Here is a 12,145-nt window from a genome sequence, read left to right on the forward strand (position 1 = left end):
ACCACATGGGCGTGGGGCAGCGGGCTCGGGTAGTGGCCGGCGGCCACCAGGCCGGCGACATGAGCCATGTCGACCATCAGCCAGGCGCCCACGGCGTCGGCGATGTCGCGGAAGCGCCGCCAGTTGATGACCCGGGAGTAGGCCGAGAAGCCGGCGATGATCAGCTTGGGCTGGTGCTCGTGAGCCAGGCGCTCGACCTCGTCGTAGTCGATCTCGCCGGTGTCGGGATTCAGGCCGTACTGCACGGCGTTGTAGTACTTGCCGGAGAAGTTCGGCGCCGCGCCGTGGGTCAGGTGGCCGCCGTGGGCCAGGCTCATGCCCAGCACGGTGTCGCCGGGCGCGACCAGGGCCATGAAGGCCGCGGCATTGGCCTGGGCACCGGAATGGGGCTGGACGTTGGCGTAGTCGGCACCGAACAGCGCACAGGCGCGCTCGATCGCCAGCTTCTCGACCACATCGACATGCTCGCAGCCGCCGTAGTAGCGCTTGCCGGGGTAGCCCTCGGCGTACTTGTTGGTCAGCTGACTCCCCTGGGCCTCCATGACCTGCGGGCTCGCGTAGTTCTCCGAGGCGATCAGCTCGATGTGGGCTTCCTGGCGTGCCACTTCATCGGCGATGGCGGCGGCGATCTGGGGATCGATCGTTGTAAGGTTGTTGGCGTTCATTTCGTCACCCTGGGGATTGGCTTCACAACGTTAAGAAAAAGTGGAACGCACGGTATTCTGGAAACGACATCGACATCCTCGCGGAAGACAGCCGACCGCCGCGTTCTCACCTTGGCTGTCATTGATAGCCAATTCCACCCCGGGAAGATTGAACGTTTGCGACACCTTTCCGATGATGTTCGCGACATATTTAGTAAATATCTGTTTATAAAGAGTTTTATTTTTCGGCTGTTTTTGTATTTTCCGCAAATACCCGCCGAGAAAAGGGGCCGACGCCCTGGCGTCGGCCCCTTGTCCCGTCGATCGCCCGATCGCCTAGCGACTCGCAGGCCGAGCCTCGATATGCAGGAAGAAGGGATCCACCGCGGCGCCATTGCCCTCTCCCGCCGACTTGCGTACCGCCGACGGCGTGGCGCCGAAGGCGTCGCGGAAGTGCCGCGAGAAGTGGGCGGTATCGGCGAACCCGCAGCGCTCGCCGATCTCGGTGACGCTCTTCGCAGTGTAGTGCAGCAGCCACAGGCCGTAGCGCAGGCGCAGGTCCCGGGCAAACTTGCGCGGACCGACGCCCAGCGCCTCGCGGAAGCGCCGTTCCAGGTTGCGCCGCGAGGTGCCGAGCCGCTCGGCGAGGGCGTCCACGCCGAGTGGCTCGCCGAGGTGCTGCTCGAGGATGGCGATGGCGCGACGCACCAGCCGGTCCTCGACCTTGTCGAAGACTACCGGCTGGGGCTGGGGATGCTCTCCGCGCCGTGCCTCGTCGATGAGCATGATATGCAGGCTCTTCATGGCCCAGGCCTTGCCCAGATGGCGTTCCACCAGGTGCGCGGCCAGGTCGGCGGAGGCGATGCCCCCCGCACAGGTCAACAGGTGGCCGTCATCGATGAACAGGCGATCGGCCACCGGCTCGATATCGGGGAAGCGCCGGGTGAGGTCGCCATGGTGATACCAGCTGACGCAGCAGCGCCGGCCATTCATCAGCCCGGCCTGGATCAGCGCGAAGACGCCGGTGCAGAGCCCGACGAGGGGCACGCCCGACTCGGCCGTCCGGCGCAGGTAGGCGATCGCCGTCTCGTCGATGGCGTCATGCTCGTCCTGGACCCCGCCGATGACCACGATGTAGTCGAAGTCCGCCGGGTCGCGGAAGGCCGTGCAGGGGGTGACGGCCGCCCCGCAACTGGAGATGGCATCCTGGCCGGCGCTGGTCATGAACACCCAGTGGCAGCGCAGCTGGCGGCTGCGGTCGCCCTCGTCCGCCGCCAGGCGCAGGCAGTCGACGAAGGCCGCGAAGGGCAGCATGGTGAAACGACGCAACAGGACGAAGCCGATGGACAGCGGCTCACCCTCGTGGGGATGACTCATGGGATGGGTGCTCTTCACTCTCGCTCGGCGGCGTAGGGGACCAGTGTCCGGCAGGCCGGGCCGGAAAGCAAAGCCCCCGGGCGGCGACGGGATCGACGCCCGGCCCGCCGACCACGTCGCGCCCGGACTGCTAGAGTGAACGTGACCAGTGACCTGGCCGCGACAGGGAGACGCCCCAGCATGCCCGCCACCCCGTTTCGCCCTCGACCCGATACCCTCCCGAGGCCCTCCGCCCCCCATCCCCGGGGCGCGCGGTGGCTCGCCGCCCTGCTGCTGGTCGCCGGCGGGCACGCCCCGGCCGCCACGGTGATTGCCGAGCGGATCGACGGCGCGGTCCATGACGTTCGCCTGGTGCGCCTGGCCGGGGAGCTCGAACACCCCTGGTCGCTCGCCTTCCTGCCCGACGGCCGCTTCCTGGTCAGCGAGCGCCCCGGCCGGCTGGCGTTGATCGATGGCCAGGGGAATGTCCGCCGCGTCGACGGCGTGCCCCGGGTGGCGGCCCGGCGCCAGGGCGGGCTGCTCGACCTGGCGCTGCATCCCGACTACGGCGATGGCCAGCATGACTGGCTCTACTTCAGCTACGCGAGGTCCGGCCCCGGGGGGACGGGCACGGCGGTGAGCCGGGCGCGCTTGACCGGTAGCCGGCTCACCGAGGTCGAGGAGATCTTCGCCCAGTCGGGTTTCTCGTCACCCTCCCATCACTACAGCGGACGGCTGGCCTGGCGGCAGGACGGCACCCTGTTGCTGAGCATCGGCGACCGAGGCGAGGGGGAGCGGGCGCAGGACGGCCGCGACCATGCCGGCAGCGTGATTCGCCTGACCGAGAGCGGCGGCATTCCCGGTGACAACCCCTTCGTCGACGACCCGCGGGTGGCCGATGCGGTCTACACCCTGGGCAACCGCAATATTCAGGGCCTGGGTGTCGCGACCGACGGCACCGTCTGGGCCAGCGAGCATGGGCCGCGCACCGGCGACGAGATCAACCGCATCGAGGCGGGCGTCAACTATGGCTGGCCGGAGGTGACCCTCGGCAGGGACTATGCCACCAATCGGCCGATCGGCCGCGACAGCGCGCCGGGCATGCGCGATCCGCTGTTCGTGTTCGAGGGGCGCTATGCGCCATCGGGACTGGCCCATGTCAGCAGCCGGCACTTTCCCGGCTGGCGGGGCGATCTGCTGGCCGGCGGCCTGCGCAGCGAGAGGCTCGTGCGGCTGAGCGTGGAGGGGGATGAAGTGCGCCGAGCCGAGGTGCTGCTCGACGGCCAGATCGGGCGCATCCGCGACGTGCGTCTTGGCCCGGAGGGTTTCGTCTACCTGCTCAACGACCGGCCCGACGGCGGGCTCTTCCGGCTCGAGCCCGCCGACTAGCGACGGGCTCGGCCAGCGGCGTGATCAGTACTCCACCACCAGGTCGCCCTTGGGCTTGCTGCAGCAGGTCAGGATATAGCCCGCGGCCACATCCTCGTCGGTGATGCCGCCGTTGTGCTCCATGTCCACCTCGCCGGAGGCCAGCGGCACGCGGCAGGTACCGCAGATGCCCATGCCGCAAGCCTTGGGGATGTGCAGGCCGAGCTTGGCGGCGGCGGTGTGCACCGTCTCGTTGGGCTGGATGCTCACGCTCTTGCCGGAGGCACTGAACTCGACAGTGACCATCTCGGCCGCGTCGAGCTCACCCGCCTCGGCCTCGGCCTGCTCGGCGTGCTCGATCACCTCCTCCTGGACGTCCAGCGGCGTGGCGCCGAAGGATTCCTCGTGGTAGCGGCTCATGTCGAAGCCGTTTTCCTTGAGCAGGTGCTTCACCGCATTCATGTAGGGAGTGGGGCCGCAGCAGAAGATCTCGCGGTCCATGAAGTCCGGTGCCATCAGTTCGAGCATCGCCTGGGTCAGGTAGCCGCGGAAGCCCGACCAGGCCTCGCCCAGCTCATCGCTGTGCTCGCAGACGATGTGCAGCTTGAACTCGGGGATCCGCGAGAAGATATGCTCCAGCTCGCGATGGTAGATGATATCCTTCGGCGTGCGGGAGCTGTGGATGAACTCCACGTCCACGGCGGCATTGGTATCGAACAGCCAGCGCATCATCGACATGAGGGGGGTGATCCCCACGCCACCGGAAAGCATCAGCACCTTGTCCGACGGATAGTCCATGATGTTGAAGTTGCCCACCGGGCCGTGCACCGCCAGCTTGTCGTTGGCCTTGAGGTGGTCGTGCAGCCAGTTGGAGACCCGGCCGCCCGGCGCGCGCTTGACGGTGATCGAGAAGCTGTAGGGCACCGACGGCGAGCTGGAGATGGTGTAGGAGCGCATGATCTGCTCGCCATCGATCTCCAGCTCCAGGGTCACGAACTGTCCCGGCTTGAAGAAGAACATGACCGGCTGCTCGGCCATGAAGCAGAAGGTACGGGTATCCCAGGTCTCCTGGATCACCTTGACGCAGCGCACCAGGTGACGACCGTTGGTCCAGGTCTGGGTAGTGACGGGGTTCAGAAAGTTCATTGTCATGATTAGTGTCGCCTGGGGTGCTGCATGAAGGTCTCCGACCGCGGTGCCACCGCCTGCCGTTGAGCGAATTCTGCGCATCCCCGGCGCCTGCCACTTGCCTGTCTACGACACGAACATGTCCATCACGTCCAGTCGCGGCACTTTTTTCCGCGCCCCGTGTCGCAAGCGCATCACCGCGCGTCGCCAGAAGACAACCTCGCCCACAGGCGCTGATTCACACTCCCTGCGACTCGCCCCAGGGCCTCCCCTCTGCGCGGCCTGCTCGACCCGCGGTTCGACTCTCCAACAACCCCAAGGCCGCCGACGCGGCCCAGCAAAGAGGAAGTGTTCAGATGGATGCCTTGTTCCCCGGTCGCCTGGATGACCCCCTGTCCCCGGCCCGCGCGGCCACCGCCGAGATGCTGGCCAACCGGCCGCAGAACTACTCGCTTCCCCAGCCCTTCTACAATGACGAGCGGCTGTTTCGCCTGGACATGCAGGAGATCTTCGAGAAGGAGTGGCTGTTCGCCGGCATGACCTGCGAGATTCCCACCAAGGGGAACTTTATCACCCTCGAGGTCGGCGACAACCCGGTGGTGATCGTGCGCGGCAACGACGGTGAAGTGCATGCCTTCCACAATGTCTGCCGTCACCGCGGCTCGCGGCTGTGCGTCACCGACAAGGGCAAGGTGGCCAAGCTGGTCTGCCCCTACCACCAGTGGACCTACGAACTGGACGGCCGCCTGCTGTTCGCCGGCAGCGACATGGGCGAGAACTTCGACCTCGCCGCCCATGGCCTCAAGCCGGTTCACGTGCGCACCGGCGGCGGCTTCATCTTCGTCAGCCTGGCCGACGAGGCCCCGGAGATCGACGGCTTCCTCGAGACGCTGGATCACTACCTGGCGCCCTACGACATGCAGAACCTCAAGGTCGCCGTGGAGTCCAGCATCGTCGAGCAGTGCAACTGGAAGCTGGTGCTGGAGAACAACCGCGAGTGTTACCACTGCAACGGCGCTCATCCGGAACTGCTCAACTCCCTGCAGGAGTTCGACGACACCGACGACCCCCGCGCCACCCCGGCCTACAAGGAACTGGTCGCACGCAAGCAGGCCGACTGGGAAGCCCAGTGCGTACCCTACAAGCTCACGCGCCTCGGCCGTCGTAACCGCCTGACCCGCACCCCGCTGCTGGACGGCGCGGAATCGATGACCATGGACGGCAAGCGGGCCTGCCAGAAGCTGATGGGCAACCTGCAGAGCGCCGACCTGGGCTCGCTGCGCATCCTGCATCTGCCGAACTCCTGGAACCACTTCATGGGCGACCACGCCCTCGTCTTCCGGGTCATGCCGCTCGGCCCCCAGCAGACCGTGGTGACCACCAAGTGGCTGGTCCACAAGGACGCCGTGGAAGGCGTCGACTACCATCCCGAGCAGATGCGCAAGGTGTGGGACGCCACCAACGACCAGGACCGTCGCCTGGCCGAGGAAAATCAGCGCGGCATCAACTCCAAGAGCTACCAGCCGGGCCCCTACTCCGAGACCTACGAGTTCGGGGTGATCGACTTCATCAACTGGTACAGCGAACGGATGCTGGAGAACCTCGAGCTCAGCGACTCTCGGCTCCAGGTGGCCCAGGGCTGATTCGCCGCCCTGACAGTCAAAGGCCCCGCCAATGGCGGGGCCTTTTTCGTGTCGGCGCCGCCGCGGCGCCCCCTTGGCAAGACGCCCCACCCGATCGCTTCGGGCGGGGCAGCATGCCGGTCGCAGGCGAGCGACTCAGCGCAGGCCGGGCAGCAGGAAGCGCTCGATGGCGGCGCGCACCGACGGCAGCATGACATCGGTGCGGGTCATCAGCTCGCGCACCAGGTCCTGCAGGCCGGGCACCCCGACCTCCATGTGCTTGAGCAACGCCATCCGGGCACAGGTCTCGGGGCAGGCGCCCTCCGGAATGCGGATGCCCAGGGCGACCAGGCGGTCGCGGAAGTCATCCCCGTCGATCAGGTCGACGATCATCATGGTGGTTTCCTCCTGTTGCCGCGCCCCGCTCAGGACAGCGCCTCGACCGCCGCCGGTGCCAGTCGGCAGGCGGCATACTTGAACTCGGGAATCTTGCCATCGGGGTCCAGCGCCGGATTGGTCAGCACATTGGCCGCCGCCTCGGCGTAGCAGAAGGGCACGAACACCATGCCCTCGGCCATCCCCGGATCGACCCGGGTCCGCAGGGTGATCTCGCCACGCCGGGTGGTGATGGTCACCGGCTCGCCGGGGGCGAGGCGCAGACGCCGCAGCTCGCCCGGGGCCAGGCTGGCCACGGCCTCCGGCTCCAGGTCATCGAGGACCCGCGCCCGCCGCGTCATCGAGCCGGTGTGCCAATGCTCGAGCTGGCGACCGGTGGTCAGCACCGTGGGGTAGTCGCCGTCGACGGGCTCGTCCGGCGGCAGCGGCAGGGTCGGCGAGAACCTCGCCTTGCCCGTGGCCGTGGGGAAGGCGTCGCTGAACACCACGTCGGCCCCCGGGGCGTCGTCCGCCGGACAGGGGTAGGTCACCGACCGCTCGCGCTCGAGGCGCTCCCAGGTGATGTGGTCGAGGGACGGCATGCCGCGCGTCATCTCGGCGAAGACCTCACGGGGATGCCCGTAGTCCCAGGCCAGGCCGAAGCGCCGGGCGATCTCCTGGATGATCCACCAGTCGGGCCTGGCCTCGCCGGGCAGGGGCATGGCCTGGCGACCCAGCTGCACCTGGCGGTTGGTGTTGGTCACGCTGCCGTCCTTCTCCGGCCAGGCCGAGGCGGGCAGGATGACGTCGGCGAACTGGGCCGTCTCGGTGACGAAGAGATCCTGCACCACCAGGTGCTCGAGACTGGCCAGCGAGGCCCGGGCATGCTCCAGGTCGGGGTCGGACATGGCCGGGTTCTCGCCGAGGATGTACATCCCCTTGATGGTGCCTGCGGCGATGGCGTCCATGATCTCGACCACGGTGAGGCCCGGCCGCTCCTCCAGCGGGGTGGCCCACAGCTCCTCGAAGGCGGCGCGCACCTGGGCGTCGCCCACCGGCTGATAGTCCGGCAGAACCATCGGAATCAGGCCCGCATCCGAGGCGCCCTGGACGTTGTTCTGGCCTCGCAGCGGGTGAAGCCCGGTGCCGGGCCGGCCGGTGTGGCCACAGGCCAGGGCCAGGGAGATCAGGCAACGGGCGTTGTCGGTGCCATGGACATGCTGGGAGATGCCCATGCCCCAGAAGATCATGGCGCGATCGGCCTGGGCATAGAGCCTCGCCACCTCGCGGATCGCCTCGGGGGATACACCACAGCTCGGCGCCATGGCCTCCGGGGTCAGCTCCTGGACATGCTCGGCCAGGGCGGCGAAGCCCTCGGTATGCTCGGCGATGTAGTCATGGTCGACCAGATCCTCGGTGACAATGACGTTGAGCATGGCGTTGAACAGCGACACGTCCGCCCCGGGGGTGAAGCGCAGGGTCTTGTGGGCATAGGCGTTCAGGGCCTGGCCCTTGGGATCGAGAATGAGGAACTTGGTGCCCCGCTTGGCGGCCTGCTTGAAGAAGGTCGCCGCCACCGGATGGTTCACCGCCGGGTTGCAGCCGGTGAGAATCACCACGTCGGCCTGGCTGGCCTGCATGAAGGAGGCAGTCACGGCACCGGAGCCGATGCACTCCATCAGTGCCGCCACCGAGCTGGCGTGGCACAGCCGGGTGCAGTGATCGACATGGTTGGAGCCGAAGCCGGTACGCACCAGCTTCTGGAACAGCCAGGCCTCCTCGTTGGAGCACTTGGCGCTGCCGAAGCCGGCCAGGGCGTCCGGGCCGTGGGCCGCCTTGAGGTCGATCAACCCCTTGGCCGCCAGCTCCAGGGCCTCCTCCCAGCTGGCCTCGCGGAAGTGAGTGCCCGGGTCGGCCGGATCGAAGGCCGGATCGATCCCCTTGGGCACCCCGGGCTTGCGGATCAGCGGAGTGGTCAGCCGCGAGGGGTGGCGCGGATAGTCGAAGCCGAAGCGCCCCTTGACGCACAGCCGGTTGTGGTTGGCGGGGCCGTCGCGACCCTCGACGAAGAGGATCTCGTCGTCCTTGATGTGATAGCTGAGCTGACAGCCCACGCCACAATAGGGACACACCGAGTCGACCTGGCGATCGGCGACCCGCGAATCGCCGCGCCCCGCCTCGTCGACCAGGGTGGCCGGCATCAGGGCGCCGGTGGGGCAGGCCTGGACGCACTCGCCGCAGGCCACACAGGTGCTGTCGCCCATGGGGTCGTCGAAGTCGAAGACGATCTTGGCGGCGGCCCCGCGATGGGCCAGGCCGATGACGTCGTTGACCTGCACCTCGCGACAGGCCCGCACGCAGAGGTTGCACTCGATGCAGGCGTCGAGATTGACGGCCATCGCCGAATGGGAACGGTCGTGCACCGGCGAGGCGTCCCGCTCGGAGACGTGATGAACGGTGGGCGTCGTCCGCGCGTCGCGCTGCGGCAGCCACTGGCGGACGGCGGCGGCGTCGATGGCCAGCTGGTCGGCCATGTCCCAGAAGTGGCTCGAGCGGTCGGGGCCGGACTCGCGGTCCGGCTGGTCGGCGACCAGCAGCTCCAGCACACCCTCCCGGGCGGTGCGGGCCCGCTCCGAGGAGGCGCTGTTGACCACCATGCCGGGGCGCGCCTCGCGCAGGCAGCTGGCGGCCAGGGCGCGCTCGCCCTCGATTTCCACCATGCAGGCTCGGCAGTTGCCGTCGGCCCGGTAGCCGTAGGCATCCTTGAAGCACAGGTGCGGGATGGTCTCGCCGGCCCGCTTGGCCACCTGCCAGAGGGTCTCCCCGGGCTGGGCGCTGACGTCCACGCCATCCAGGGTCAGGGTGAAGCTTTCGTTAACGCCTTCGTGGGTCGTCATGGCATGTCTCCCTACCCTTTCACGATCACGTTCTGCGCGGCGAGTTCGTCGCGGAAGTCCTTGAGCAGTCCCAGCACCGGGTTGGGCGCGGCCTGACCGAGGCCACAGATGGAGGCGTCCATCATCACCCGGGAGAGCCGCTCGAGGTCCGTGGCCTGCCAGGTATCACGCTCGAGCAGGGTCAGCATCTTTTCGGTGCCCACGCGGCAGGGCGTGCACTGGCCGCAGGACTCGTCGGCGAAGAAGGCCAGCAGGTTGGTGGCGGCGGCACGCAGGTCGTCCTGGTCGGAGAGCACGATGATGGCCGCCGAGCCGATAAAGCAGCCCTCGGCCTGCAAGGTATCGAAGTCGAGGGGAATATCCGCCTTGGACGCCGGCAGGATGCCGCCGGAGGCGCCGCCAGGCAGGTAGGCGGCCAGCCGGTGGCCGGCCGGCATGCCGTCGCAGTATTCCTCGATCAGCTCGCCCAGGGTGATGCCCGCCGGGGCCAGGTGGACGCCGGGACGGTTGACCCGCCCGGAGACCGAGAAGCTGCGCAGCCCCTTGCGCCCGTGGCGCCCCTGATCGGCGAACCAGGCCGCGCCACGGGCCCAGATCGTCGGGATCCAGTAGACGGTCTCGACGTTGTTGACCAGGGTCGGGCGGTCGAAGAGCCCGCGCTGGGCGACGAAGGGCGGACGATGCCGGGGCTTGCCCGGCTTGCCCTCCAGCGATTCGATCATCGCCGACTCCTCGCCGCAGATGTAGGCCCCGGCGCCGCGGCGCATCACGATGTAGCCCGGCGCGGCCAGGCCGGCGGCCTCCAGCTCGGCGATCGCCTCCTGGAGCACCCGGTGCAGGCCGGGATATTCGTCACGCAGGTAGATGTAGAGCGCCTCGGCCTCCACCGCCCAGGCGCTGATCAGCGCTCCCTCCAGGAAACGATGGGGCTCGCGCTCCAGGTAGTGGCGGTCCTTGAAGGTGCCGGGTTCGCCCTCGTCGGCATTGATCGCGCAGTAGCGCGGCCCCGCCTCGGCCCGCACGAACTGCCACTTCTTGAAGGTCGGGAAACCGGCGCCGCCCAGGCCGCGCAGGTTGGCGGTCTCCAGGGTCTCCATCAGGCGCTCCACGCTCACCTTGCCGGCTCGGCAGTCGGCCAGCAGGCGATAGCCGCCGGCGTCACGGTAGGCCTCGAGCCTCTGCCAGAGGATCGCCTCGGGGTGGAAGTGGGCGGTATCCACCACCGCCTCCACCGCCTCCTGGGTGGCATGGTTGACGTGGCGATGGCCCACCTCGACCACCGGCGCCATGTCACAGCGGCCCATGCAGGGCGCCCGCAGCACGCGGACCCGCGACGGGTCGGCGCCGGCCTCGAGCTCGGCCCTGAGGGCGGCGGCGCCGGCCAGCTGACAGGACAGCGAGTCGCAGACCCGCACGGTGACCGCCGGCGGCGGAGCCTGGTCGTCGTGGATCACGTCGAAGTGGGCATAGAAGGTGGCGGTCTCGTAGACCGCTGCCATCGGCAGGTTCATGTAGGCGGCCAGCGCGCGCAGGTCGGCCAGCGAGAGGTGCCCGCGGGCGTCCTGGATGACATGGAGATGCTCGATCAGCAGGTCGCGGCGACGGCGTTCGGGCGCCTCGCGCTCGTCACCCAACAGCCGCCGCAGCGAGTCGAGCGCGGCGGGGTCGAGCTCACGGCCTCGGGGCTTGCCGCGGAAGCGGCGCTTGGGGGTCACGGTCTGAACGGTCATGGGACACTCGTTGTGATCTTTGTCGGCATGCTTATCGCATGTTGGCACCACCCCCGAGGGCTGACAACGCCGGGAGTGGCTCCCGGCGTCGCCAATGGCATGCCGATGTCGCAATCGGCTAAGCGGGGGCCACAAAAGGCGACGGCGCCCCAGGGGGGCGCCGTCGCTAGGCCGGGCGGGACGATCAGGCGGCGACACCGCCGCGAGGGCGCGCGCCGCGCCGCCCTTCAAGCGGCGACGCTGCCGTGGGGGTCGATATCCCGAATCGGCTCGCCGCGCCGCCCTTCAAGCGGCGACGCTGCCGTGGGGGTCGATATCCCGAATCGGCTCGCCGCGCCGCCGTTAAGCGGCGACGCTGCCGTGGGGGTCGATATCCCGAATCGACTCGCCACGCCGCCCTTCAAGCGGCGACGCTGCCGTGGGGATCGATATCCCGAATCGGCTCGCCGCGCCGCCCTTCAAGCGGCGACGCTGCCGTGGGGGTCGATATCCCGAATCGGCTCGCCGCGCCGCCGTTAAGCGGCAACGCTGCCGTGGGGGTCGATATCCCGAATCGGCTCGCCGCGCCGCCGTTAAGCGGCGACGCTGCCGTGGGGGTCGATGACGAATTTCTTCGCCGCCCCGCCGTCGAAGTCGGCGTAGCCCTTCGGCGCCTCGTCCAGGGTGATCATCTGGACGTTGACCGCGTCGGCGATGTTCACCTTGCCGAACAGGATCGCCTGCATCAGCGGCCGGTGGTACTTCATCACCGGGCACTGGCCGGTGTGGAAGCTGTGCGACTTGGCCCAGCCGAGCCCGAAGCGCATGCTCAGCGCGCCCTGCTTGGCCGCCTCGTCGGCCGCGCCCGGGTCCTCGGTCACGTACAGCCCCGGGATGCCGATCTGGCCGCCGGCGCGGGTCAGCGACATGGCGGAGTTCAGCACCGTCGCCGGCGCCTCCTTGCCGTGGTTGCAGCCGCAGGCGTGGGCCTCGAAGCCGACGCAGTCGACGAAGGCATCGACCTCGCGCTCGCCGAGGATCGCCTC

General features: G+C 68.5%; 8 protein-coding genes and 1 pseudogene. 2 read left to right on the plus strand and 7 right to left on the minus strand.

Annotated features, from left to right (window positions below; translation table 11 throughout):
* A partial coding sequence (locus tag QWY76_RS08935) for a serine hydroxymethyltransferase (RefSeq protein WP_290310807.1) occupies positions 1–665 on the minus strand: 665 nt, incomplete at its 3' end.
* A gap of 315 nt (positions 666–980) precedes the next feature.
* The gene (locus QWY76_RS08940) at positions 981–2,021 is read right to left on the minus strand and encodes a GlxA family transcriptional regulator (protein WP_290310808.1); all 1,041 of its coding nucleotides are present in this window, start codon (positions 2,019–2,021) and stop codon (positions 981–983) included.
* Between the two features lie 180 nt (positions 2,022–2,201).
* On the opposite strand from QWY76_RS08940, the gene QWY76_RS08945 reads away from it, so the two are divergent.
* A complete protein-coding gene (locus QWY76_RS08945) occupies positions 2,202–3,389 on the plus strand; it encodes a PQQ-dependent sugar dehydrogenase (protein ID WP_290310809.1) in 1,188 nt (395 codons plus the stop codon).
* A gap of 24 nt (positions 3,390–3,413) precedes the next feature.
* Here the strand turns inward: QWY76_RS08945 and gbcB are convergent, their stop codons facing one another.
* Positions 3,414–4,520 (minus strand): glycine betaine monooxygenase reductase subunit, encoded by a 1,107-nt coding sequence (gene gbcB / locus QWY76_RS08950; protein WP_290310810.1) that lies wholly within the window; start codon positions 4,518–4,520, stop codon positions 3,414–3,416.
* A gap of 332 nt (positions 4,521–4,852) precedes the next feature.
* On the opposite strand from gbcB, the gene gbca reads away from it, so the two are divergent.
* Positions 4,853–6,139 carry a glycine betaine monooxygenase oxygenase subunit gene (gbca, locus tag QWY76_RS08955; protein WP_290310811.1) on the plus strand — a complete coding sequence of 429 codons (1,287 nt, stop codon included), beginning with the start codon at positions 4,853–4,855 and terminating at the stop codon, positions 6,137–6,139.
* A gap of 135 nt (positions 6,140–6,274) precedes the next feature.
* Here the strand turns inward: gbca and QWY76_RS08960 are convergent, their stop codons facing one another.
* The 4 genes and pseudogenes from QWY76_RS08960 to QWY76_RS08975 all read right to left on the minus strand — a co-directional run.
* Complete coding sequence (locus QWY76_RS08960) at positions 6,275–6,514, minus strand: hypothetical protein (protein ID WP_290310812.1); 240 nt, start codon at positions 6,512–6,514, stop codon at positions 6,275–6,277.
* Between the two features lie 29 nt (positions 6,515–6,543).
* Entirely contained in the window at positions 6,544–9,390 is a 2,847-nt protein-coding gene (gene fdhF, locus QWY76_RS08965; RefSeq protein ID WP_290310813.1) for a formate dehydrogenase subunit alpha, read from the minus strand.
* Positions 9,391–9,401: 11 nt separating this feature from the next.
* Positions 9,402–11,120, minus strand: a complete 1,719-nt coding sequence (locus tag QWY76_RS08970; protein WP_290310814.1) for an NADH-ubiquinone oxidoreductase-F iron-sulfur binding region domain-containing protein — start codon at positions 11,118–11,120, stop codon at positions 9,402–9,404.
* 572 nt (positions 11,121–11,692) lie between these two features.
* Positions 11,693–12,145: pseudogene (locus QWY76_RS08975) on the minus strand (formaldehyde dehydrogenase, glutathione-independent); the annotation flags it as partial.

This window comes from Halomonas maura (assembly GCF_030409305.1).
In the GTDB taxonomy this organism is placed as follows: Bacteria; Pseudomonadota; Gammaproteobacteria; order Pseudomonadales; family Halomonadaceae; genus Halomonas; species Halomonas maura.

Coding starts and splice junctions, on each gene's coding strand:
- gbcB (WP_290310810.1), bottom strand. CDS start 4,520: ATGACAATGAACTTTCTGAACCCCGTCACTACCCAGACCTGGACCAAC.
- gbca (WP_290310811.1), top strand. CDS start 4,853: ATGGATGCCTTGTTCCCCGGTCGCCTGGATGACCCCCTGTCCCCGGCC.
- QWY76_RS08945 (WP_290310809.1), top strand. CDS start 2,202: ATGCCCGCCACCCCGTTTCGCCCTCGACCCGATACCCTCCCGAGGCCC.
- fdhF (WP_290310813.1), bottom strand. CDS start 9,390: ATGACGACCCACGAAGGCGTTAACGAAAGCTTCACCCTGACCCTGGAT.
- QWY76_RS08970 (WP_290310814.1), bottom strand. CDS start 11,120: ATGACCGTTCAGACCGTGACCCCCAAGCGCCGCTTCCGCGGCAAGCCC.
- QWY76_RS08960 (WP_290310812.1), bottom strand. CDS start 6,514: ATGATGATCGTCGACCTGATCGACGGGGATGACTTCCGCGACCGCCTG.
- QWY76_RS08940 (WP_290310808.1), bottom strand. CDS start 2,021: ATGAGTCATCCCCACGAGGGTGAGCCGCTGTCCATCGGCTTCGTCCTG.